This window comes from [Ruminococcus] lactaris ATCC 29176 (genome assembly GCF_025152405.1).
Classification (GTDB): domain Bacteria; phylum Bacillota; class Clostridia; order Lachnospirales; family Lachnospiraceae; genus Mediterraneibacter; species Mediterraneibacter lactaris.
The window spans coordinates 1,950,452-1,975,876 of the sequence record NZ_CP102292.1 but is presented as its reverse complement, the minus strand read 5'-3'; the positions used below and the strand labels follow the sequence as shown (position 1 = coordinate 1,975,876).

Genomic DNA, 25,425 nt, shown 5'->3' with positions numbered 1-25,425 from the left:
TTTTTAATGATACCAGGGTCAAAAGGTCTGACACCATGTGTGCTCGCACACTAGTGGTAGAATGACCTTGTGACCCGCCCCAATATGAGCATAAAAGTGGGGCGTAAGCACCATGATATGCGAATGTTGGGTAGGATTGTGGGAGCACGTAGTGTGTAACAATCCGTAGGTATCATAGTCGGGGGCTTTTGACCCCGACATCTTTTTAATACGTACGCCATCCATTATAGAACACTTTACATGTACTTTACAATTCTTTTCTTAAGAAATACCCAAAAAATTATTTGTCCGGGTGAAATTGCTGAAAATGGAAGTTCCGAATCAGACAAAAATCTTTGCCAAAGATGAAAAGAAATACAAACTGAAAAAGGGGAAAAAGATGAAGACTCAGTATTAAAACTATATGAAAAGGTGGTGAGTTAGATGGCAGTATATGGAAATGTCAATGTAAAATATGCTCCATGCAAGTCTGCAGCACAGCTTCACAGTGCTGCAGATTATATTCTGGGGAAGAAGAAGGAACAGCTAAGTTCCGGTGTTATCAAGACAAAGTCGGAGTTATATAATGCCTTTGGCTGCAATCGGGATAACTTTGCAAACAGTGTCCTTATGACAAGGAAAATGCATCAGAAGAAGTATAGTCGGTTCTTCCCGCGGGATCTTCTTGCACAGAAGCTGTCCATATCCTTTCATCCGGAGGACAATGATAAACTGACTTATGAAGATGCTTACAAGATAGCGGAGGACTTCGCTCATAAGTTCTTCTGGAAAAAGGGATTTGAGGTATTGGTTGCGGTTCATGTGGATACGGAGCATGTTCACGTGCATTTTCTGGTAAATAACTGTAACCAGAAGGATGGTTCTTCCTTTCGGAGAGGTCCGAAGGAACTGGTGGAAATGTCGGAGTATTTTGGAGAACAGTGCAGGAGCCGGAGCTTGACGCACTCTGTTCGTGACAGCTTCTACAATCCGGATAAGACCAGAGAGGAACGCACCTTTGCGGAGAGCCAGATGGAAAAGCGTGGAAAACTATCTTTTAAGGATGAAATACGTGTGTTTATCAGACTTGCCATGAATGACCCGACCACGCAGAACATCCATGATGTGGTAAATATGCTTGAGAGAACCTATCAGTCCATGAAGGATTATCCTAGATGGGAAGAGGATGAGGACGAAGTGAAAGAGTCTGCTTCTAAGGCTAAAAAGCAGGTACCAACACAGGAGTCACAGCCGACCAGAAAACCGGATGTTTCTGTATATGAGGCATATGACGAGTTTCAGGAAAAACATGAGATACCGGAGAATGACGAGTCTTTCTTTTATGCTGTTTTCAACGCTGCTGCGGAAGCATTTTTTCGGTATTGCCGATGCGGCGGATTATTCGAAAATGGCGGTTTGAACCCATCTGCAGTTCAAATAAAAAGGTATATGATAAAAAGGTTGAGTGATACATCGCCACATATAAGCCGCATAGAACCTGGTCATACGAAAGGCGAAGGGGGAACGGAAATGCTCCTATCTGCCTCGCCAAAAAGAGAAATGTGAAACGGGGGCGAAGCAATGAACCGTCCAAGCGGCTTGAAAGCAAATCGACCGTTGCTTTTTCTTCCTGCCGCGAAAACAGCCGAGAGTGACCACCAAATGCAGGATATGTACAGGCTGAACAAAACTGCATGAATTGACTTCACTCAAATATGACACAGCCCTGATCATGGAGAAAAATCTGCAAATATACCCTCTGTTTCGGATACTGCCGGACGGATATGCAACACCGTCTCCCGATTATTGATCGCAGATGAATTTGACAACCCCGAAAAAACTTCGTGAAAAGTCGTCCGTGTGGGCTTACTTTTATTCGGATATTCGTACATAATGTATTGTGTTGAGTATTATCCATGCGGAGGTGCGGTATGAACGGGATCAAGGGCTATATCTCCATTCGGGAGGCGTCCTACCGTTGGGGCGTATCGGAGCGGCGGGTCAATCAGTATTGCACCGAGGGGCGGATCCCCGGTGCGTCCCGATTGCCCTCGCCTTCGCCACCTTTGAAAATGTGTGCTATCTCATCCAGAACGGTGCTGACCGCTTCTCCTTCATCTTCTTCCGGGGCTTCGGCACGGGAGCCATGCACGTCCTCTGCGGCCTGATCGTAGGCGGCGGGAAGATGGTCCGTTTTCCGCTTATCGCGGAGGAAATAACCGAATATTCACTCCTTGAGAGCTGCTTTTTGGCGGCTCTCAAATTTTTTTGAAAAATTTTGCGTTTTGGGTGAGAGTTTTTTCGATTTTTTGTACCTATATAAGTGAAGGGGTTTTTAAGCCGCATTTCAAAAAATCCAGTGAGGAGGTTCAAACGATATGTACAATACCGCAAGACGGGTCGCACTCGTCAAGCAGCGGGTGCGGGAAAACACCCGCCGAAGGCAGCGGTGCGGCATATATGGGCTGAGCGCCGCGTGTATGCTGCTGTTCGCGGTGCTGATGCAGGCGGCAGACGCACTTATCGCTCCGGGACAGGCCGCCGCATGGGGCAGCTTCGGCACGATGCTGCTGCGGGAGGACGCAGGCGGCTATGTACTGGTGGCCGTTGTGTCATTCGCGGCGGCGGTGGTCATCACCGCACTGTGCTTCCGGCTCAGAATCAGAGAAAAACAGAAAAAAGGTGCGGCGAACAAGCACGCCCGACACGAAAAGGAGGAGAAAAGCCAATGAAAAAACGAATACTCAGTATCCTGCTGCTGTGCTGCATGGTGCTGACCATGGTGCTGACCATGCTGCCGACAACGGCCTTTGCTGCGGGTGAGCTACCGGATGTCAAGCTTTCCGTCCCAACGACGTTTGACAAGACAGTGGACCTTACGAAGCAGAACAAAGAATTGAAAATCAAGGACAGCAAGACCTATCTGATTAAGGGATCCGCAGATCCAAACTGGTATTTTCAATACCGGATCAAAATCGATGGCAAGAACAATACACCGCACATATTTCTGGACGGCGTCCGCCTTCAGGCACCCAAGGACGGCCCTGCCATCGAGCTTTACGGCGGTGCCTCTGCCTGTCTGTACTTTATCGGCGGGGACAGCGAGCTGATCGGCACGGAGAACTTCGCCGCACTGCAGAAAAACAAAACCGATGGTTATCTCCGGGTTCTGGTGCGGACGGGGACAAAGTTCACGTGTAAGGGCGGCACTTATGGCGCTGGCATCGGAGGCTCAAAGGTCGGAATCAAGAAATTCTCGCAGGGACACGGCGTGAACCTTCATTTCGGCTCTCTGGCGACGGATATCTATAGCGGTGAGATTTCTGCGACCAGCGGCCCATTCGCTGCGGGTATCGGCGGCGGTGCAAACGGCGGCGTCGGCGAGCAGATTTATGTGTATTCCGGCAAGCTGACGGCGACCTCCGTTTCGCAAGGCGCAGGGATCGGCGGCGGACAGGGCGGCCCCGGACGCTTTATTTATATCAGGGGCGGCACGGTGGTTTCCAGCAGCAGGTCAGCCGGAGCAGGAATCGGCAGTGGCGATCAAGACGGACTGAACGAGCGGGAGGATGCACATCATATCGAGATTTCCGGTGGAGCGGTCTTAGCTTTTAGTAACTATGCCGGCGCGGGTATCGGCGGCGGAAGAGACGGTTCGGGCTGTGACATTTCCATCACCGGCGGCGTGGTGCAGGCACAGGGCTACTTCGGTGCGGGCATCGGCGGTGGCATGAACGGCGACAGCTGGAACATTTTAATCAAGGACACAACGCTGACTGCGCTGGCCTTTCCGCTTTATCCGAGCTCCGATTATACAGAGCTGTCTGCATCCGCGGTCGGAAGAGGCTCAAACCGGACGCACTACATGTCAGCGATGAAAAATCAGGAAGATCTGTTGTATGAAGAGAACATCAAAATCGGAGCCTCGGACGGGAAGTCCGTGCGGCTGAGCGCGACAGGGTGGCAGTGGCACCGCAGCCAGGGACCGTATGAGATGGACTGGGGCACCACGACGGAGCTTCTCATACCCAACGAAAATGGGCGCGTGGACCTGCAGCGGCTGAGCCTGCCGTATGCCTACAATTACGGCAGAGTAATTAGCAAGCTGGAGCTGCGCTGCGTGGAAAGCACATGTAGCCATGAATTTGGCTGGGCGAACAGGGATGGCTGCCACATCTGGGCCTGCAAGAACTGCGGTGCACGAGACCCCGCCGCGGAGATGTCCAAGCAAAACGGAAAGCACATCCCCGGCGACTGGAGCAATCAGGAGCAGTTCTGCACTGTGTGCGGTCATGTGCTTGAGAGGGACACGAAAGCCCCGGTTATGGAAACTCTGACGGACGGCGAAAGCTACACCGTCGAGGATACCCTCGATGGAAAGCCCGGTGCGTACACCTTCACCGTGAGCGACCCGGCTGCATCGGGAGAGACGTCCTCCGGCGTCAAGTCCGTGACCATCAACGGTGTGCCGCAAGACGGCCCCACCTATCGTCTCCCCGCGCCGGATGGCGGCAACAATGACGCGGGAGCGGAATATACCGTGGTCGCGACTGACAACGCGGGAAACGAGACTACGGCGACAGTCAGAACATACAGGCGGCACCATGAGCACAGCTACAGCGACTGGAGCAAGGACGGCACGAGCCACTGGCACGAATGCACCGACTATGACTGCCCGAATAGGAACAAGAGCATCAAGGACAAGGCTGCACACGACTACACCGATGACGCGGATACGATCTGCAATGTATGCGGCTACGAGCGCACCGTCACGCCGCCTGCACCTGCCGAGTATACCATAACCGTGACCAGCGGCGGCAACGGCACGGCTTCCACCTCTCATGCAAAAGCCGTGGCTGGTACGGAGATCACCCTGACCGCCACGCCAAACACCGGCTATCACTTCAAGGAGTGGGAGGTCATGAGCGGCGGCGTGACTATCAAAGACGATAAGTTCCTCATGCCGGGCAGCAATGTGGAGGTCAAAGCCATCTTCGAGGATATGAGCAAGGAGCAGTTTACCCTCGCTCCCGGCGGCACCTATTACTTTGACCTCTCAGGCGAGAGCATTCCCGGCACAGCGAATGACGCACTGCCGGACAGTACAATGCACTATGTTCCCTTTACCTACGCCGGGACAGTGGACGCCTACAAGCTCACATCAGAGATGGCAACCACCGAGGAGTATGCACAGCAGAACGAATATGCCCACAGCCTGTTCGTGGCGGACTATGCCGTAACGCATGCGGTAAGCTGGGATAAGCTGCATGCCGAAGGGCTGATTTTTGGCAAAGGCTACGCTGCCGGCAGCGTGGAATATACGATGCGTGCGCCGTCCGGGGGAAGTGCCGCTACAAGCAATTATTCACTCGGCACGCCCCAAAGCAACGAATGGGACAGGATACTGGACAAGAACGGCGGATATATCAAAAACTGGGGAAAGATGGAGTCCTGGGGACAAGATACTTCACCCTATACGCTATCGAACCGTGTGGTTCGCGGGTACCATTCGCCCCGTAAATTTGCCGACGCCAATACTACGCTTGACTTCCCGTACTTCGGTTTCCGCCCCGTCCTGGAAGTCCTGAACCCGGACACTCTGGGCACTGACGGCCTGAAAGCCGTCACCCTCGACCTGGGCGGAGGCAAATTAGGCGGAAGCCCGGATACTATCCAGATTATTGTGAAAACAGGCGAGAGCTTTACCGCGCCTGCGTCCGACGGTCTGACCCGCCCGGACGGAAATACAGGCAGCTACTTTAAGTGGCGTGACAGCAATGGCAAGCTCTACGCACCGGGCGACAATGTTCCGGCAGACGTAACCAGACTGACGGCACAGTTTGATTCTGACACCTATACCGTAACCATCATTACAGAGGGCGGCGGCACGGCTTCAGCCTCTTATGCAAAAGCCGTGTTCGGTACCGAGATCATCCTGACCGCCACGCCCGATACAGGCTACCACTTCAAGATGTGGCAGGTCGAATCTCCGGCAGGGCTTGTAATCACCAACGGCAGGTTTACCATGCCGGACAACAATGTGGAGGTCAAAGCTATCTTCAAGGATATAAGCAAGGAGCAGTTTACCCTCGCTCCCGGTGGCACCTATTACTTTGACCTCTCAGGCGAGAGCATTCCCGGCACGGCGAATGACGCACTACCGGACAGTACAATGCACTATGTTCCCTTTACCTACGCCGGGACAGTGGACGCCTACAAGCTCACATCAGAGATGGCAACCACCGAGGAGTATGCACAGCAGAACGAATATGCCCACAGCCTGTTCGTGGCGGACTATGCCGTAACGCATGCGGTAAGCTGGGATAAGCTGCATGCCGAAGGGCTGATTTTTGGCAAAGGCTACGCTGCCGGCAGCGTGGAATATACGATGCGTGCGCCGTCCGGAGGAAGTGCCGCTACAAGCAATTATTCACTCGGCACGCCCCAAAGCAACGAATGGGACAGGATACTGGACAAGAACGGCGGATATATCAAAAACTGGGGAAAGATGGAGTCCTGGGGACAAGATACTTCACCCTATACGCTATCGAACCGTGTGGTTCGCGGGTACCATTCGCCCCGTAAATTTGCCGACGCCAATACTACGCTTGACTTCCCGTACTTCGGTTTCCGCCCCGTCCTGGAAGTCCTGAACCCGGACACTCTGGGCACTGACGGCCTGAAAGCCGTCACCCTCGACCTGGGCGGAGGCAAATTAGGCGGAAGCCCGGATACTATCCAGATTATTGTGAAAACAGGCGAGAGCTTTACCGCACCTGCGTCCGACGGTCTGACCCGCCCGGACGGAAATACAGGCAGCTACTTTAAGTGGCTTGGCAGCGATGGGAACCTGTACGCACCCGGCGATAACGTTCCGGCGGTCGTAACCAGGCTGACTGCGCAGTTTGATTCCAGCAGCCATAGCGTGACCATCACCTTTAACGGCAACGGCGGCACGGGCACTATGGATTCCGTGACCGTCAAGGCCGGGGCAAATTACACCCTGCCCGCCTGCGGTTTTACTGAACCGGAAGGCAAGCAATTCAAGGGCTGGTCAACCAGTGCCGACGGTTCGGTTATTTCCGGCACGACCTATGAAGTAAGCTCGGATACTACCTTCTATGCAATCTGGGAGAGTAAAGAGTATTCCATCATCGTAACGGACGGCAAAGCGACAATCGGTGCAGGAAGCGAAATCAGTAAAGCGGCGCAAGGCACAACCATTACTCTGACCGCAAATGCGGCTCCTGACGGTAAGGTGTTTGATAAGTGGGTAGTAGAAAGCGGCAGCGCTACTCTTGAAGATGCGAACAGTGAAACCACTACTTTCATAATGCCTGACAGTGAAGTCAGCGTGAAAGCGACCTACAAGAACGCACCGGTCACCACCTATAGCCTCACAACACAGGTAAACGGCGGTCACGGAACGATTTCCGCAAGCAAAACCGGACTGACCGAAGGTTCCACCGAAACGGTTACCTTTACCCCTGATGACGGCTATGAAATCGACCTTGTTACTGTGAACGGCGTTGTAACAGACGTACTTTCCAATATCCTGAATGTTACGATGGACGCAGACAAAACCGTTATTGTAACATACAAGGCAATTCCTCATACCCATACCTACGATCAGGAAATTCAGAAGCCGGAAACCCTCAAGTCGGCTGCCGACTGCACCAACGATGCAGTATATTTCAAGAGCTGCTCCTGCGGAGAGATCAGCACAACAGAAACCTTTACGGCAGCCGGTACACAGCTCGGGCACGCATGGGCAAGCGATTGGAGCAAGGACACAGACAATCATTGGAAAGAATGCTCTCGCTGCCACGAAAAGAAGGACGAGGCGGCTCACGATTACGGCAGCGATAACATCTGCGACACCTGCGGATATGACAAGACCGTACCGCATACGCACAATCTGACCCTCGTTCCCGCAAAGGCTCCTACTTGCACGGAGAAAGGCAACACGGCATATTACACCTGCGACGGCTGTGACAAGTGGTTTGAGGATGCAACCGGTGCATCCGAAATTACCGACAAGACAAGCGTAATCCTTGCGGCAACAGGTCATAGCGTTTCCGACTGGAAGTCCGATCATACCGATCACTGGAAAGAGTGCACCGTTGTCGGCTGCGGCGTGATCATCGAGGACAGCAAGGCGGCACATACCGCCGGTGAATGGATCATCGACACCCCGGCAACAGCTACCACAAGCGGCTCAAAGCATAAGGAATGCACCGTCTGCGGTTATATGATGGCAACCGAAACCATCCCGGCAACCGGCGGCGGTGAGCATACTCACAGCTACGGCTCCGACTGGAAGTACGATGCCGACAACCACTGGCATGAGTGCTCCTGCGGAGATAAGGCCGATAAGGCGGCACATACCGCCGGTGAATGGATTATCGACACCCCGGCAACAGCTACCACAAGCGGCTCAAAGCATAAGGAATGCACCGTCTGCAGTTATACGATGACAACCGAAACTATCCCGGCAACCGGCGGCGGTGAGCATACTCACAGCTACGGCTCCGACTGGAAGTACGATGCCGACAACCACTGGCATGAGTGCTCCTGCGGAGATAAGGCCGATAAGGCGGCACACGACTTCAAGTGGGTTGTTGATAAGGAAGCGACCGCAACCCAAAAGGGCTCCAAGCATGAGGAGTGCAAGGTTTGCGGCTACAAGAAGGCGGCAGTTGAGATTCTGGCTACCGGCTCCACAACAAAACCGACCGATCCTACGCAAACCAACTCGAACACCGGTGCAGAAGGCCCAAAAACCGGTGACAACAGCAATATGATCCTCTGGATTGCACTGCTGTTTATCAGCGGCGGTGCAGTGATCGGCATCACCGTTTACAGCAAAAAGAAGAAAGAAAACGCTGAATAAATCAGCTGCGAACCTTTGAGCAAAGGGTGGTGACGGACATTGCCGTCATCGCCCTTTCGCTTGGAATGGAGAAGAACCACATGATGCAGGATTATCAATCGAACCGCCCCGTCAGGCAGCAACCGCCGGGACGATTCCCGAACGAGTCAGATCGAACGGTAGAGAGAATCAGAAAAAGGAAGAAAAAACAGACGCAGCACCGTATGGTGCTTTGCGGTGCGATCGCCGCACTGGCGGTAATCATCGTTGGCATTATACTGCTGGCAAAAGGCTGCTCCGGCGGCACGGACGCACTTGCAGGCACATGGGAGTTCGACGGAACGACCACCTATTCCTTTGACGGCAGCGGAAGCGGTGCAATGGAGCTGCCCTCCATATCCTACGAATTCACCTATACCATCGACGGCAACAAGCTCATGATCGATTACGCCAATGAGTCGGTGCGGGATTCCGAATATGAATTTACCGTTGACGGAAATACCCTTACCTTGATCGGTGACGAGGGCACGGTCGGCGGGACATACGAGCTGAAAAGAAGCTCAAAGAAATAAGGGCTTCCGCAAAAAACAACAGGAGTGACGCTATGGCAGAATCCAAGAGCAGACTGTTACACATATTGAAATACCTTTGGCAAAACACGGATGCCGGGCATTATACAACAACGGCGGACATCCTCACCTATCTGAAGACTGATATTCCGGCTTCCTGGGAAGATCGGATGAAAATCTGGCAGACTTTTCTTTTTGTGATATAATGAAGAAATCAGAAAAGTCAGATTAAATCAATGCACATGGAGGAGACCGAACATGACAGATGAAAGATTAAAGCAGCAGTTAGAGTTTGTACTGGAGATTGATAAGGAAAAAAATATTTTCCGTCAGACGCATCTTTCAGGACACGGAAGAAATGAAAATGATGCAGAGCATGCATGGCATATGGCAATCATGGCATATCTGTTAAGAGAATATTCAAATGAAGAGATAGATATTGCAAGGGTGATGCTGATGTGCCTGATCCATGATATTGTGGAGATTGACGCAGGTGATACTTATGCGTATGATGCTGAAAATCTGAAGACGCAGAAAGCAAGAGAAGATACTGCAAAGGAAAGAATCTTCTCACTTCTTCCATCGGAACAGAAAGAAGAGATGATTGCATTATTTGATGAGTTTGAAGCGTATGAAAGTGCGGAATCAAAATTTGCACATGCAATGGATAATCTTCAGCCTCTGCTTTTAAATAACAGTAATGGTGGTGCGGACTGGCGAGAGCATCAAGTGACGGCAGAGCAGGTATACGGCAGACAGAGTAAGACACAGAAGGGATCAGTGAGATTATATGAAGTGATCAATCAACTGCTCCGGGAGAATATAGAAAAGGGAAATATTCTTGTATAATCCCCCATGATTTCCACATACTAACTCCAAAACTAATATATAGCAAAAGCGTGGAAAGATTCATGCCGAGGTATGGAATTGGAGGAAAATATTTGTGAAAGCGACAGGGATAGTCAGGCGGATCGACGATCTTGGACGGGTTGTCGTGCCAAAAGAAATCAGAAAGACACTGAGGATCAGGGAAGGCGATCCGCTTGAAATTTTTACAGACAGAGAAGGAAAGATTATTTTAAAAAAGTATTCCCCGGTGGGAGAACTGGGGGCGAATGCAGCTATTTTAGCAGAGAGTATTGCAAGAACACTGGGTTGTACCGTCTGCATTACCGATCTGGATCAGGTGGTTGCAGCGTCGGGGGCAGGGAGCAGAGAGCTGAAAGGGCAGTATATCAGTGAAGAACTGGAGCATATGATACAGGAGCGAAAGCAACGTACTGCGAAAATAGGAGAGAAGCACTATGTTCAGGCGGTACAGGGGATGGGAGAGTTCTGTCTGGAGACAATCTGCCCCATCATCAGTGGAGGCGATGTGACAGGGGCTGTGCTGCTTCTGGAAAAAGAAGAAAAGAAAAATCCTGAGCTGGATGAGAAAATGGCTCAGGGGGCAGCAGATTTTCTGGGAAGGCAGATGGGATAAGATGATCCGATGTCATAATTTCGGGGATCAGCTCATAAACTATAGCAGTTGGAGAGAGTACTGTAGTTTATGAGAAACCCGGGAGGAGACAGATGGACAGGAAAAATGAGAATCAGTTTCAGTTGAAAAAGACGGCGTCAGATATGGTGAAATCGTTGCTTATTGCGTATGTTGTTACCGGCATCTTTTTACTTATCCTGACGCTTCTGCTTTATAAGATGGGGCTGAGTGAACAGAAGGTAAATATTGGAGTGATCCTGATCTACGTAATCGCAACGTTTTCAGGAGGATTTGTAATGGGGAAACTTTCCATGACGCATAAATTCCTGTGGGGACTTCTGACAGGAGTGCTGTACTGGGGGCTGCTGATGCTGATCTCTTTTGGAATCTATCATTCACTGCAGGCTGAAATGGGAAGCCTTCTTACAACACTTCTTTTATGTGCAGGTGGAGGAATGCTGGGAGGAATGGTTTCCTGATTGCTGAGTGATTCTGTAAAAGCTAAATTGAAAATGTTCCTGATTCTGTAAAAGAGGAAAAAACTCTTTAAAAAAGCACCGCCTTATGCTATAATAGCAAAAGCAATATGTTCGATAGAGGAGGAATAGAAATGAAGCATATTAAGACGCTGAATACTCAGACACTGAATCATACAGTAAAAAAAGGCGGATGCGGTGAGTGCCAGACATCCTGTCAGTCAGCATGCAAGACATCCTGTACAGTAGGAAACCAGACTTGCGAGAACAGAAAATAATGCGGCATTGACCCGGAATCTTGAAGGGAGGGCAGCGATGAGAGTCGCTGCCTTATGCTTGTCTTAAGGGAAAGTTATAAAATACAGAAAGTGAGGTATTGGTGTGATACATCAGTATCAGAATAATGGATATAATATCGTTCTTGATGTGAACAGTGGTGCAGTTCATGTAGTGGATCAGGAAGCTTATGATGTGATTGCAGTCCTGAATGAAATGAACGCAGAACATACACCGGAGACGCTGAAGGCACCGGAGACGGAAACGGTGTTGAAAGAAAAGCTCGGGGACAGATATACGGAGGAAGACCTGAAGGATATTCTGGATGCGGTGACAGAGCTGACAGAGCAGGGAAGACTCTTTACAAAGGATATTTATGAAAATTTAATCGGTATTGTCAAGCAGAGAAAAACCGTAGTCAAGGCGTTATGTCTGCATATCGCACATGACTGCAACCTTGCCTGTCAGTACTGCTTTGCAGAAGAAGGAGAGTACCACGGAAGACGTGCTTTGATGTCCTATGAAGTGGGAAAGAAAGCACTGGATTTCCTGGTGGCAAATTCAGGAAGCAGAAGAAATCTTGAAGTAGATTTCTTTGGCGGTGAACCTCTGATGAACTGGAAGGTTGTCAAGGAACTGGTTGCTTATGGAAGAGAGCTGGAGAAGCAGTATGATAAGCATTTCCGTTTTACACTGACAACCAATGGTGTACTTCTGAATGAGGAAGTACAGGAGTTCGTGAACCGTGAGATGGATAATGTAGTGCTGAGTCTTGACGGACGAAAGGAAGTCAATGACCGGATGCGTCCGTTCAGAAATGGAAAGGGAAGTTATGATCTGATCGTTCCGAAGTTCCAGAAACTGGCAGAGAGCCGGAATCAGCAGAAATATTATATACGTGGTACATTTACAAGAAATAATCTTGATTTTTCAAAAGATGTGGAGCATTTTGCAGATCTTGGATTTGAGCAGGTATCGATTGAGCCGGTTGTCGGGGAAGATACAGATCCATATGCAATCCAGAAAGAAGATCTTCCACAGATCTTTGAAGAATATGACAGACTGGCAAAGATGATCATCGACAGGGAAAAGAGCGGAAGAGGATTCAATTTCTTCCACTTTATGATCGACCTTGAAGGAGGTCCGTGTGTGTCGAAGCGTCTTTCCGGATGTGGATCCGGAACCGAATACCTGGCTGTGACACCGTGGGGAGATCTGTATCCGTGTCATCAGTTTGTAGGCCAGGAAGAGTTCCTCATGGGAAATGTCGATGAGGGCATTGTGAAACCGGAGATTGCGGAAGAATTTCGCGGATGCAGCGTTTACTCGAAAGAGAGCTGTAAGACCTGCTTTGCAAGGTTTTACTGCAGTGGTGGCTGTATGGCAAATTCTTACAAGTTCCACCATACCATCAATGATACATATGAAGTGAGCTGCGAGATGGAAAGAAAGCGTGTGGAATGTGCGATCATGATAAAAGCTGCGTTGGCAGACAAGTAAGAAAGGAAAATGAGAGATGAAAAAAGGTAAAAGTTTTCTCAGCCTGTTCCTCGTCATTGCCGTAACGGTACTCTTTGGAGTATCTTGTATGTATGGTGTTGACCTGAAAGGAACAGGAGCTGCGAAGAACATCAATCTCGGCCTTGATCTTGAAGGTGGTGTAAGTATCACTTATCAGGTTAAGGGAGACAATCCGTCCCAGAAGGACATGGATGATACTGTATACAAGCTGCAGAAGCGTGTAGAACAGTACAGTACAGAGGCTCAGGCTTATCAGGTAGGAGATAACCGTATCAGTATTGAGATCCCTGGAGTAAATGATGCAAATGCGATCCTGGAAGAACTGGGACAGCCGGGTTCACTTTACTTTATCAAGCATAAGAACAGTGCCGGTGAAGAGAACTATACGCTTGGTTCTTCGGGTTATGTGCTGAATAAGACAATCGACGAACTCAAAGAAAGCGACTCAATCGTACTGACCGGATCAGAAGTAAAGACTGCTTCTGCCGGACAGATCTCTGATTCCACGACTGGAAGTAAAGAGTACGGTGTGGATCTGGAACTGACAACAGAAGGTGCTGAAAAGTTCAAAGAGGCAACCCAGGAAGCTGTTAATAACAGCAATGATACGATTGCAATCTATTATGATGGCGAACTGATCAGTGTGCCGAAAGTTAATACGGTAATTGAGAATGGAAAAGCACAGATCACGGGTTCTATGACTTATGAAGAGGCGGATAATATTGCGTCTACGATCCGTATCGGTGGTCTGAATGTAGAACTGGAAGAGCTGAGTTCAGAAGTAGTAGGAGCACAGCTTGGTCAGGAAGCAGTAAGCACAAGCCTGATCGCCGGTGCAATTGGTCTTGCACTGGTATGTATTTTCATGTGCTGGGTATATCTTCTTCCGGGACTTGCAGCCAGTATGGCACTGCTGCTTTATACAGAGATCACACTGCTTCTCCTGAATGCATTTGATATTACACTGACATTGCCTGGTATTGCCGGTATCATCCTTGGTATTGGTATGGCGGTGGATGCGAACGTAATTATTTTCGCACGTGTGAAAGAAGAACTTACAGCCGGCAAGTCTGTTCATGCAGCATTGAAATCCGGTTTCCATAAAGCAATGTCAGCCATCATTGATGGAAATGTGACAACGCTGATCGCAGCAGGTGTGCTGTGGCTTCGCGGAAGTGGATCTGTCAAGGGATTTGCACAGACACTGGCACTTGGTATCGTAATCTCCATGTTTACAGCACTGGTGATCACGAGACTGATCATTTTCTCTTTCTACGGAGCTGGTATCCATAATGTAAAAGCTTACGGAAGACATCTGAAAGAACGTAAACCATTTGACTTCCTTGGAAAGAAGAAAATCTTCTTTGTTCTGTCAATCATCCTCTGCCTGTGCGGACCGGTCATGATGGGCGTGAACCATGCAAGGGGAATCGGGGCAATGAACTACAGCCTTGACTTTGTCGGAGGAACATCCACGAATGTTACATTTGATAAAGAATATACTCTTGATGAGATCGATAAAAATATGATCCCGAGTATGGAAGAGATCACCGGAGATAAGAATATCCAGGTTCAGACGGTAAAGGGAACGAACCAGGTTGTATTTAAGACGCAGACGCTGGATCTGACAAAGAGAGAGGCTCTCGCATCTTATCTGAATGAGAATTATGGTGTTGAGACAAAAGATATTGCAACTGAAAATATCAGTTCCACAGTAAGTTCTGAGATGCGTGTGGATGCAGTCATTGCTGTGATCATTGCTACGATCTGTATGCTGCTTTATATCTGGTTCCGTTTCAAGGATATCCGGTTTGCGACAAGTGCTGTCATTGCACTGGTACATGACGTACTGGTAGTTCTTGGATTCTATGTGATCGCAAGAGTATCTGTCGGAAATACATTCATTGCGGTTATGCTTACAATCGTAGGATATTCTATCAATGGTACGATCGTTATCTTTGACCGTATCAGAGAAGAGCTGAAGACGAAGTCCAAGGCAGAAGATCTGAAGGATCTTGTAAACCGCTGCATTACGCAGACACTGACAAGAACACTCTATACCAATATTACGACATTTATCATGGTTGTTGTACTTTATATCCTTGGTGTCAGCTCCATCAAAGAATTTGCAGCACCTCTGATGGTAGGTATCGTATGTGGTGCTTATACATCTGTATGCATTACCGGTGCACTCTGGTATGTAATGAAGACGAAGATCGGTGCAAAGGCTGCCACAGTTTCTAACGGAACAAAAGCCATTGCTGATACAAAGAAGGCTGAACAGGTAGATAGTTCCGAAGCTCCGGCTGATGGAAATACTGCAAAGAGCGGCAAGAAAAAAGGGAAGAAAAAATCCTTTAAAGATAAGAAAAAGAAAAATAAATAAGCATTGAAGTTTCAGCCTGCTTTATGGCAGATATTCACAGGAAGCCTGTTCCGGCAGTAAAGTCGGACGGGCTTCTGTTCGTTTAAGTGAAGAACAGGAGAAAATGACAGATGGCAAAGTGGTTTATCAATATGAAAAAAGCAGATTTCAACGGAATTGCCAGGAAATATGGAGTTTCCACAGTAATCGCAAGGATCATGAGAAACCGGGAAGTCAGGACAGATGAGGAAATCAATCTGTATCTGAATGGCACACCAGAAGATCTTTATGACGGACGGCTGATGAAAGATATGGAATGTGCGGTTTCAATTTTGAAAGAGAAGATTGCAGAAGAGAAAAAAATCCGCATCATAGGTGATTATGATATTGATGGGGTGAATTCTACTTATATTTTGCAGAAAGGACTGGAACTGGCAGGTGCGGATGTGGATACAGATATTCCGCACAGGATCAAAGATGGCTATGGTCTGAACCGGGCATTAGTTGACCGTGCATACCAGGATGGGGTTGATACGATCCTCACCTGTGATAATGGAATCGCGGCAATTGAGGAGATTGCATATGGAAAAGAAAAAGGGATGACGGTGATCGTGACGGATCATCATGAAGTGAAATTTAAAGAAGAAAATGGTGTTCGCATTTATCAGATCCCCGCAGCAGATGCGGTGATCGATCCACATCAGAAAGACTGCAATTATCCATATAAAGAGCTTTGCGGAGCAGGGGTTGCCTATAAACTGGTGCGGGTATTGCTGGAGGAACTGGAGATGGATCCGGCAAAAGCAGAATATCTGATCGAGAATGTCGCGATCGCTACGATCGGCGATGTGGTAAATCTGACAGGAGAGAACAGGATTTTTGTCAGGACGGGTCTGGAAATGCTGAAAAAGACGAAAAATGAAGGGCTGAAGGCATTGTTTGAATGTACTGGAATCGATGTGGAAAATCTGAATACCTATCATATTGGTTTTGTCATCGGTCCATGTATCAATGCCTGTGGAAGACTTGATACGGCAAAAAGAGCATTGGAACTGCTCAATGCACCGGGACGCAGAGAAGCAGTGATGATGGCAGAAGATCTGAAAGCACTCAATGAAAGCCGGAAGGAAATGACAGAAAAAGGTGTGGAACGGGCAGTTGAAATGATTGAAACTTCCGCTCTGAAGGAAGACTGTGTCCTGGTTGTCTATCTGCCGGACTGCCATGAAAGTATTGCCGGGATCATTGCAGGAAGACTGAAAGAACGTTATTATCGTCCGACTTTCGTATTGACAAAGACAGAAAATGGAGCAAAAGGATCAGGACGTTCCATTGAAGCATATGATATGTTTGCAGAGATGAACCGGTGTGCGGAACTGTTCACCCGGTTCGGCGGACATAAACTGGCAGCCGGTCTTTCTCTGCCTGAGGAAAAGATTGGATTATTCAGAAAGAAGATCAATGAACTGGCACAACTGACAGAGGAGGATATGCAGGAGCGGGTATCGATTGATTTATGCCTTCCGTTTGAATATATTGATGAGAACCTGATCGCAGAACTGAAAAGATTAGAGCCTTTTGGCATGGGAAATGAAAAGCCTAAATTTGCGGAAAGAAATCTCAGTGTGATCGATCCGAGGATCTTTGGAAAGAACCGGAATGTATTAAAGTGCAGGCTGAGAAATGAACGAGGCATGCAGATGGATGGGATTTATTTCGGAGATGTAGAAGACTGCCTGAAAGTGATGGAACAAAGAAAAGTAATGCCTCTGACTTTTTACCCGAAGATCAACGAATATATGGGAAAAAGAAGTATTCAGCTTGAAATTGTAAATTATCAGTAATGAAAGAGTGAATTATCGGAATTTCACGTGCAATATGCTCAAATTGCACAACAGTTGGAAGTTGTTGTTTGAAAATGGGGAAAATGGTGTTATACTTAATGATATTAAGTTGAAATGTACCCAAAAGCAGATAATCTGGTGTACAGATTCAGATACAAAGGATGAGTGAAAGGGGAAGTCGATATGGCAGGCACTCTGGAGTATGAAGAGCTGAATAAAAATCTTGAAATGGTGGATGGACATGCGGTGAAAGCACCAGAAGATTACCAGGATCCGGAACAGTTGTACCAGGCACTGATTGCCCGGGTACGTAAGTATCATCCGTCAGCGGATATTACAATGATCGAAAAGGCATACCGTATCGGAAAAGAAGCTCATAAAGATCAGGTACGCAAGTCAGGAGAGCCATATATTATCCATCCTTTGTGGGTCGGGATCATTCTTGCTGAACTGGAGATGGATAAAGAGACGATCGTTGCCGGTATGCTGCATGACGTAGTGGAAGACACGGAGATGACGCTGGATGATATTACGCGTGAGTTTGGGGAAGAGGTCGCATTGCTCGTAGACGGAGTCACGAAGTTAGGGCAGTTGAGTTATTCACAGGATAAACTGGAAGTACAGGCAGAGAACTTAAGAAAGATGTTCCTGGCAATGGCAAAGGATATCCGTGTGATTATCATCAAGCTGGCAGACCGTCTTCATAATATGCGGACTCTGGAATTTATGACCGAGGCGAAGCAGAAAGAAAAGGCCCGTGAGACGATGGATATCTATGCACCGATTGCACAGAGACTCGGTATTTCCAAGATCAAGACGGAGTTGGATGATCTTTCTTTAAAATATTATCAGCCGGAAGTATACTATCAACTGGTAAAGGATCTGAATGCCCGCAAGACAGAGCGTGAAGAATTTGTGCAGCAGATCGTTGCGGAAGTTTCAAAGCATATGGAAAATGCATCGATCAAAGCCAAGGTTTATGGAAGAGTGAAGCATTTCTTCAGTATTTATAAGAAGATGGTGAACCAGAATAAGACGTTGGATCAGGTGTATGATCTGTTCGCTGTGCGGATCATTGTGGACTCAGTGAAGGACTGTTATGCCGCACTGGGAGTGATCCATGAGATGTATACTCCGATTCCGGGAAGATTCAAGGACTATATCGCCATGCCAAAGGCAAATATGTACCAGTCTCTTCATACGACACTGATGGGACCGGCAGGACAGCCGTTTGAAATCCAGATCCGGACAGAGGAGATGCATAAGACAGCAGAATATGGTATTGCGGCACACTGGAAATACAAAGAAACCGGAGGAAGTAATGCCAAGGGCCTGAATTCCCAGGAAGAGAAGCTGAACTGGCTGCGTCAGATCCTGGAGTGGCAGAGAGATATGTCGGATAACCGGGAGTTCTTAAGTCTGCTGAAAGGGGATCTGGATCTCTTCCAGGAGGATGTTTACTGCTTTACACCAAACGGAGATGTCAAGAATCTGCCGAATGGTTCCACACCGGTGGATTTTGCTTATGCGATCCACAGTGCTGTCGGTAATAAAATGATCGGTGCGAGAGTGAATGGACGGCTTGTAAATATTGATTATAAGATCCAGAATGGTGACAGGATCGAAATCCTGACGTCCCAGAATTCCAAAGGACCAAGCAGAGACTGGCTGAATATTGTAAAAAGTACGCAGGCGAAGAATAAGATCAACCAGTGGTTTAAAAGAGAATTTAAAGAAGATAATATTATCCGTGGAAAGGAACTGATCGGCAATTACTGCCGCAGTAAATCTATAGATCTTGTCAATATACTGAAGCCGAAATACGAGCAGATCGTTCAGCGGAAATATGGGTTCCGTGACTGGGATGCGGTGCTTGCAGCAATCGGACATGGCGGACTGAAGGAAGGTCAGGTTGTAAACCGTCTGCTGGAAGAATATGAAAAGGATCATAAGAAAGAGATCACGGATGAAAATATCCTGGAGAAGATTTCTGAGGCAAATAAGCAGAAAGTGCATATTGCCAGATCCAAGAGCGGAATTGTTGTCAAGGGAATCAATGATATGGCAGTGCGTTTTTCCAAGTGCTGCAATCCGGTTCCGGGAGATGAGATCGTCGGTTTTGTTACGAGAGGAAGAGGTATGTCTATCCACAGGACAGACTGCGTCAATGTGATCAATCTGTCTGCGGCAGAGAGATCCCGTCTGATCACTGCCGAATGGGAAGATCCGGGTGATACGGAAGAGGGAGGGCAGTATCTTGCAGAGCTGAAGCTTTATGCAGACGACAGAAGAGGACTTCTTCTGGATATCACAAAAGTATTTACGGAAGAAAAGATCGATGTAAAGTCCATGAATACGAGAACGAGTAAAAAAGGAACCGCAACGATGGATATGGGCTTTATCGTCCATGGACGTGAGGAGCTGAACCGGGTAATTAAAAAGTTAAGGCAGATTGAAAATGTCATTGATATAGAAAGAACGACAGGCTGATAAGAATGTCAGACAGCCTGAACAGATCAGAGGGGAAAAATATGAAAATTGAGAGATTTGTACTTGGACCGATTGAAACGAACTGTTATGTGGTAGTAAATGAGGATACAAAGGAGTGCTTTGCAGTTGATATGGCATATTGTCCTAAGGCGTATGTGGATCATATCAGGGAGCAGGGATATCAGATGAAGGCACTGTTCCTGACACATGGACATTTTGACCATATTATGGGAATAGAAGATTTTCTGAAAGCATTTGATGTTCCGGTTTATGTCGGCAGAGAGGAACAGCCGTTACTGGCAGATGACAGACTGAATGCTTCATCTATGTACGGATATCATTGTGCATATACAGGAGCAAAAGCTTTGGAAGACGGACAGACAGTTGAATGTGCAGGAACAGAAATTCACGTGATCCATACACCGGGACATACAGTAGGCGGATGCTGCTATTATCTTCCGGAGGATGAAGCACTGTTTTGCGGAGACACTTTGTTTTGTGGTTCGATCGGAAGGACAGATCTTCCTACAGGAAGCAGCCGGGATCTGGCACATTCTATCAGAGAAAAGCTGATGATTCTGCCGGATGAGACAAAGCTGTATCCGGGGCATATGGATGAGTCTACGATTGGCTATGAAAAAGAGATTAATCCTTTTATCTAAAAAAATAACAGAATAGGAAAAGAATGATAGAGATAAAAAGTAAGAAAAATAAATTTACCTATAATGTATATCATGTCACAAAAGCTTTTTTCCCTGAGGAGGAGATCGTGCAGACTGTTGATGAAGAGCAAGAGCCGCTGGTATGGATGCAGTTACCGGGAGGAGCTTGCTTTTCCCTTGCAGAGAGAAGTCTGACGATGGCAGACAGAAAAATGACTCCGGAGGAGGAACAGACAGAAAAGCGGGAAGTGACCCGGCAGGTCTATCGGTTTCTTTCCGAAGAATGCGACAGAGAACTGGCATGGGGAATGCTCACGGGAGTCAGACCTACGAAGCTTGTGATGCAGAAGCTGGAAGACGGAATGGATCAGGCACAGATCAAGAGGTTCCTTGAGGAAGAATACTGTGTTACGAAAGAAAAGGCAGAGCTTGCTTATGAGATTGCGTGCAGGGAAAAGGAGCAGCTTGGAAAGCTGGATGTCAGCGAAGGATTCAGCCTTTATGTCGGGATTCCGTTCTGTCCGAGTATCTGTTCCTACTGTTCTTTCAGTTCTTCTCCGGTCGGCGAGTGGAAAGATAAGATTGATGCCTATCTGGATGCACTGATCAAGGAACTGAAAGCACTTGGCAGGATGGCAGGAGAACGGAAACCGGATACGGTGTATGTCGGTGGAGGAACTCCGACGACACTGGAGGCGGGACAGTTAGATCGTCTTCTCGGAACAATCCGAAACTGTTTTGATCTGTCTGAACTGAAAGAGTTTACAGTGGAGGCAGGCAGACCAGACAGCATTACGAGAGAAAAGCTGGAAGTGATCCGCAGATATCCGGTGACGAGAATTTCTGTCAATCCACAGACGATGCAGCAAAAGACGCTAGATCTGGTCGGAAGAAAGCATACCGTTGAAGAGGTAGAACGCATTTTTTGTATGGCACGAAAGCTTGGATTTGATAATATCAATATGGATCTGATCGCAGGACTTCCGGGCGAGACAAGGGTAGATATGCAGGATACATTGAGAAGAATCAAAGCACTTGCTCCTGACAGTCTGACGGTGCATGCACTGGCAATCAAACGGGCGGCAAAATTCGGGCAGGAGGGCAGAACGATGGATCTGCATTCTGAGATTTCCGGGATGGTAGAGGATGCGGCTGAATGTGCAGAAGAGATGGGGTTAAAGCCGTATTATCTGTACCGTCAGAAAAATATTGCGGGAAATTTTGAGAATGTTGGTTATGCAGAGGTTGACAAAGCCGGAATTTACAATATACTTATTATGGAAGAAAAGCAGACCATCCTGGCAGCAGGAGCAGGAGCTTCGACCAAGCTCGTATTGCCGGAGAAGATTCAGACGGCAGGTGGAAAAAAGACGAATCTGATCCGCATCGAGAATGTGAAAAATATTATGGAGTATATCCATCGTATTGATGAGATGATAGAGCGAAAAGGAGAATGGTTATGGCATTAAAGAGAAAACCGGTTACCGGAATGAAAGATATTCTTCCGGGCGAAATGGAGATCCGGGATTATGTGATCAGTCTGATCAAAGAGACATACAGGACATTTGGATTTTCATCCATTGAGACACCGTGCGTAGAACATATCGAGAATCTTTGCAGTAAGCAGGGCGGAGATAATGAAAAGCTGATCTTTAAGATCTTAAAGCGTGGTGAGAAACTGAAGCTGGCAGAGGCAAAAGAAGAGGCGGATCTGGTAGACGGAGGACTCAGGTATGACCTGACTGTGCCGCTTTCCCGTTATTATGCGAACCACTCCAATGAGCTTCCGGCACCTTTTAAGGCACTTCAGATGGGAAATGTATGGCGTGCTGACCGTCCGCAGAGAGGCCGGTTTCGTCAGTTTATGCAGTGCGATATTGATATCCTTGGCGAGCCATCCAATCTGGCAGAGATCGAGCTGATCCTTGCGACAACAGCACTTCTCGGAAAGCTGGATTTCAAGAATTTTACAATCCGTATCAATGATCGCCGTTTCCTTAAGGCGATGGCAGCTTACAGCGGATTTGCAGAGGAAGATTATGATAATGTTTTTATTACACTGGACAAGATGGATAAGATTGGTCTGGAAGGTGTTGCCGCAGAGCTGAAAGAAAATGGTTATGCGGAAGAGTCAGTTGAGAAATATCTGCAGTTATTCAAGGAGATTACGAATGATGTTGCAGGAGTGCGTTCCTGTAAGGAGAGGCTGAAGGGATTTCTTCCGGCAGAAGCAGCAGATTCACTTGAGAGGATCATTACAAGTGTAGAGAGTGCAAAAGAGGCAGAGTTCCGTATGTTCTTTGATCCGACACTGGTACGTGGAATGTCCTACTATACAGGAACAATCTTTGAGATTTCCATGGATGAGTTTGGAGGTTCCGTCGGCGGAGGCGGTCGTTATGATAAGATGATCGGAAAGTTTACGGGTCAGGATACACCGGCAGTAGGATTTTCCATCGGATTTGAGCGGATTGTCATGCTGCTGATGGAACGTGGATACAAAGTGCCTACAAGTAAGGAAAAGAAAGCATTCCTGATCGAGAAAAATATGCCGCAGGAAGGCATGCTGAAAGTGCTGGCACTTGCAAAGAAAGAGCGTGAAAATGGCCGTCAGGTGATGATCGTGAATATGAAGAAAAATAAAAAGTTCCAGAAAGAGCAGCTTGCAGAGCAGGGATATACAGAGATCACAGAGTGCTACCGTGATTCTGTGGACAGCCTGTAAGACGGTAGAGCAGAGCGAAAAGAAAGAGCTGCGATAGAAAAAGCAGCAATAAAAAGCAGCGATAGACAGAACAGGAAGAAAGTAAAAAGGAAAGGATGAGATACAATGGCTGAATCAATGCAGGGGCTGAAGAGAACTCACCGTTGTGGCGAGTTGTCTGCAGTGAATGTCGGTGAGACAGTGACCATCATGGGATGGGTACAGAAGAACAGAAATAAAGGAGGTCTCGTATTCACAGATGTCAGAGACCGTTCCGGAATTATCCAGGTAGTCTGTGAGGAGGGGACGACAGAACCGGCTCTGATCGAGAAAGCGGCATCCCTCCGTTCAGAGTATGTTGTGGCGATTGTTGGTAAGGTCGCAAGACGTTCGGGAGCTGTAAATGATAAGATTGCAACAGGAGAGATCGAGGTGATCCCAAGTGAACTGAGGATTCTTTCCGAGGCAATGACTCCTCCGTTCCCGATTGAGGAAAATTCAAAGACAAAAGAAGAAATCCGTCTCAAATACCGTTATCTGGATTTAAGAAGACCGGATCTTCAGAGAAATCTTAAAATGAAGAGTCAGGTTATGACGCTGACCCGTCAGTATTTTGCAGAAGAAGGATTCCTTGAAGTGGAAACTCCGATGCTTGGAAAGACAACACCGGAAGGGGCAAGAGATTACCTTGTGCCAAGCCGTGTGCATCCGGGTTCTTTCTACGGTCTTCCGCAGTCTCCGCAGCTTTACAAGCAGCTTCTGATGTGCTCTGGCGTGGATCGTTATATCCAGATTGCAAGATGTTTCCGTGATGAGGATCTTCGTGCAGACAGACAGCCGGAGTTTACGCAGATCGATATGGAGTTGTCCTTTGTAGATGTGGATGATGTGATCGATGTCAACGAAAGATATCTGAAGAAACTGTTCCGGGAAGTGCTGGATGTAGAGGTACAGCTTCCGATCCAGAGAATGACCTGGCAGGAAGCAATGGATCGTTTTGGATCAGATAAGCCGGATCTCAGATTTGGAATGGAACTGACGGATGTAAGTGAAGTGGTAAAGGACTGTGGTTTCGGTGTCTTTACAGCAGCACTGGAGAATGGTGGAAGTGTTCGTGGTATCAATGCCAAAGGACAGGGCGGCATGCCAAGAAAGAAGATCGACAAGCTGACAGCATTTGTAAAAGATTACGGTGCAAAAGGGCTGGCATATGTTGCCATTCAGGAAGACGGAACCGTGAAATCTTCTTTTGCCAAGTTTATGACAGAGGAGCAGATGCAGGCACTGATCGCAGCAATGAACGGAGAAGCAGGAGATCTGCTGTTATTTGCTGCTGATAAAAATAAAGTAGTATGGGATTCACTGGGAGCATTGCGTATAGAGCTTGCGAAGCAGCTTGAACTCCTTGATAAAAATGAATATCGTTTTGTATGGATCACAGAGTTCCCGCTTCTTGAGTGGAGCGAAGAGCAGAACCGTTTTGTTGCGATGCATCATCCATTTACGATGCCGATGGAAGAAGATCTTCAGTATATTGAGTCTGATCCGGGCAGGGTACGTGCAAAAGCATACGATATCGTCCTCAATGGAAATGAGATCGGCGGAGGAAGTGTCAGAATCTTCCAGGATGACATTCAGGAGAAGATGTTCCATGCACTTGGATTTACAGATGAGCAGGCATACAGCCAGTTCGGTTTCCTGTTAGATGCATTTAAATACGGAGTTCCACCGCACGCAGGACTTGCTTACGGACTGGACCGTCTGGTGATGCTGATGGCAAAGCAGGACAGTATCCGTGACGTAATTGCATTCCCGAAGATCAAGGACGCATCCTGTCTGATGACGGAAGCTCCTACGCCGGCAGATACAAAGCAGTTGGAGGAGCTGGGACTGGAAGTTGTCACAGAAGAAAAATAAAAGTTCTCTTCAGGATGAATCAGGCTGAGAATGAGAATGTGAGAAAGAAAATAAAAATCTTCTTGACAAATGAAGTAAGGAAGACTAGAATAGAGTTCATCAAAAGCAAAAACCGATGAGGAAGAGAAGTAAGTTTTAAAAGAATTTGCAGAGAGCAGCAGGTGGTGGGATTGCTGTAAGGATTTTAATTCCGAATGGACTTTCGAGGGTGGCCTGAAATGAAAAGAGTAGGAGTCGCCGGGAACCGAACCCGTTATCAATCAGGAG

Annotated in this window: 18 protein-coding genes and 1 other annotated feature (1 of these 19 running past the window's edge); of the genes, 17 read left to right on the top strand and 1 reads right to left on the bottom strand. The window is 47.8% G+C overall.

What is annotated here, in order from left to right; translation table 11 throughout:
* Positions 1-18 precede the first annotated feature (18 nt).
* Positions 19-201 carry a hypothetical protein gene (locus NQ541_RS13210; RefSeq protein WP_081442979.1) on the bottom strand — a complete coding sequence of 61 codons (183 nt, stop codon included), beginning with the start codon at positions 199-201 and terminating at the stop codon, positions 19-21.
* Positions 202-423: 222 nt separating this feature from the next.
* On the opposite strand from NQ541_RS13210, the gene NQ541_RS09210 reads away from it, so the two are divergent.
* The 17 genes from NQ541_RS09210 to aspS all read left to right on the top strand — a co-directional run bounded on the left by NQ541_RS09210 (position 424) and on the right by aspS (position 25,158).
* Positions 424-1,545 (top strand): relaxase/mobilization nuclease domain-containing protein, encoded by a 1,122-nt coding sequence (locus NQ541_RS09210; RefSeq protein WP_005612670.1) that lies wholly within the window; start codon positions 424-426, stop codon positions 1,543-1,545.
* 412 nt (positions 1,546-1,957) lie between these two features.
* Entirely contained in the window at positions 1,958-2,251 is a 294-nt protein-coding gene (locus NQ541_RS09205) for a hypothetical protein (protein WP_049904993.1), read from the top strand.
* Positions 2,252-2,357: 106 nt separating this feature from the next.
* Positions 2,358-2,711, top strand: a complete 354-nt coding sequence (locus tag NQ541_RS09200; RefSeq protein ID WP_044941121.1) for a hypothetical protein — start codon at positions 2,358-2,360, stop codon at positions 2,709-2,711.
* On the top strand, positions 2,708-8,872 hold the full coding sequence (locus NQ541_RS09195) for an InlB B-repeat-containing protein (RefSeq protein WP_005612675.1): 6,165 nt from the start codon (positions 2,708-2,710) through the stop codon (positions 8,870-8,872). Before NQ541_RS09200 ends, NQ541_RS09195 begins: the two co-directional genes overlap by 4 nt.
* An 80-nt stretch (positions 8,873-8,952) precedes the next feature.
* Positions 8,953-9,423, top strand: coding sequence for a DUF5640 domain-containing protein (locus NQ541_RS09190; protein WP_226980137.1), 471 nt, complete (start codon positions 8,953-8,955; stop codon positions 9,421-9,423).
* A 255-nt stretch (positions 9,424-9,678) separates the two neighbouring features.
* Positions 9,679-10,269: an HD domain-containing protein gene (locus NQ541_RS09185; protein ID WP_005612681.1), complete on the top strand. Its 591-nt coding sequence runs from the start codon at positions 9,679-9,681 to the stop codon at positions 10,267-10,269.
* A 94-nt stretch (positions 10,270-10,363) separates the two neighbouring features.
* Positions 10,364-10,903: a stage V sporulation T C-terminal domain-containing protein gene (locus NQ541_RS09180; RefSeq protein ID WP_005612683.1), complete on the top strand. Its 540-nt coding sequence runs from the start codon at positions 10,364-10,366 to the stop codon at positions 10,901-10,903.
* A 92-nt stretch (positions 10,904-10,995) separates the two neighbouring features.
* Complete coding sequence (locus tag NQ541_RS09175) at positions 10,996-11,382, top strand: TIGR04086 family membrane protein (RefSeq protein ID WP_005612685.1); 387 nt, start codon at positions 10,996-10,998, stop codon at positions 11,380-11,382.
* Positions 11,383-11,513: 131 nt separating this feature from the next.
* Positions 11,514-11,657, top strand: coding sequence for a six-cysteine ranthipeptide SCIFF (gene scfA, locus NQ541_RS09170; protein WP_005612689.1), 144 nt, complete (start codon positions 11,514-11,516; stop codon positions 11,655-11,657).
* A gap of 103 nt (positions 11,658-11,760) precedes the next feature.
* Entirely contained in the window at positions 11,761-13,155 is a 1,395-nt protein-coding gene (gene scfB / locus NQ541_RS09165; protein WP_005612690.1) for a thioether cross-link-forming SCIFF peptide maturase, read from the top strand.
* Between the two features lie 16 nt (positions 13,156-13,171).
* Positions 13,172-15,562: a protein translocase subunit SecDF gene (locus NQ541_RS09160; RefSeq protein ID WP_005612692.1), complete on the top strand. Its 2,391-nt coding sequence runs from the start codon at positions 13,172-13,174 to the stop codon at positions 15,560-15,562.
* A 110-nt stretch (positions 15,563-15,672) separates the two neighbouring features.
* On the top strand, positions 15,673-17,385 hold the full coding sequence (recJ, locus tag NQ541_RS09155) for a single-stranded-DNA-specific exonuclease RecJ (RefSeq protein ID WP_005612694.1): 1,713 nt from the start codon (positions 15,673-15,675) through the stop codon (positions 17,383-17,385).
* Positions 17,386-17,568: 183 nt separating this feature from the next.
* A complete protein-coding gene (locus NQ541_RS09150; RefSeq protein ID WP_023921137.1) occupies positions 17,569-19,875 on the top strand; it encodes a RelA/SpoT family protein in 2,307 nt (768 codons plus the stop codon).
* A 41-nt stretch (positions 19,876-19,916) separates the two neighbouring features.
* Positions 19,917-20,537 carry an MBL fold metallo-hydrolase gene (locus tag NQ541_RS09145; protein ID WP_023921139.1) on the top strand — a complete coding sequence of 207 codons (621 nt, stop codon included), beginning with the start codon at positions 19,917-19,919 and terminating at the stop codon, positions 20,535-20,537.
* 23 nt (positions 20,538-20,560) lie between these two features.
* Positions 20,561-22,006: a coproporphyrinogen dehydrogenase HemZ gene (hemZ, locus tag NQ541_RS09140; protein ID WP_005612701.1), complete on the top strand. Its 1,446-nt coding sequence runs from the start codon at positions 20,561-20,563 to the stop codon at positions 22,004-22,006.
* Positions 21,997-23,262, top strand: coding sequence for a histidine--tRNA ligase (gene hisS, locus NQ541_RS09135; RefSeq protein ID WP_044941123.1), 1,266 nt, complete (start codon positions 21,997-21,999; stop codon positions 23,260-23,262). Before hemZ ends, hisS begins: the two co-directional genes overlap by 10 nt.
* Before the next feature lie 105 nt (positions 23,263-23,367).
* Positions 23,368-25,158 (top strand): aspartate--tRNA ligase, encoded by a 1,791-nt coding sequence (gene aspS, locus NQ541_RS09130; protein WP_005612704.1) that lies wholly within the window; start codon positions 23,368-23,370, stop codon positions 25,156-25,158.
* Between the two features lie 106 nt (positions 25,159-25,264).
* Positions 25,265-25,425, top strand: a binding site (T-box leader) (it continues 82 nt past the right edge of the window).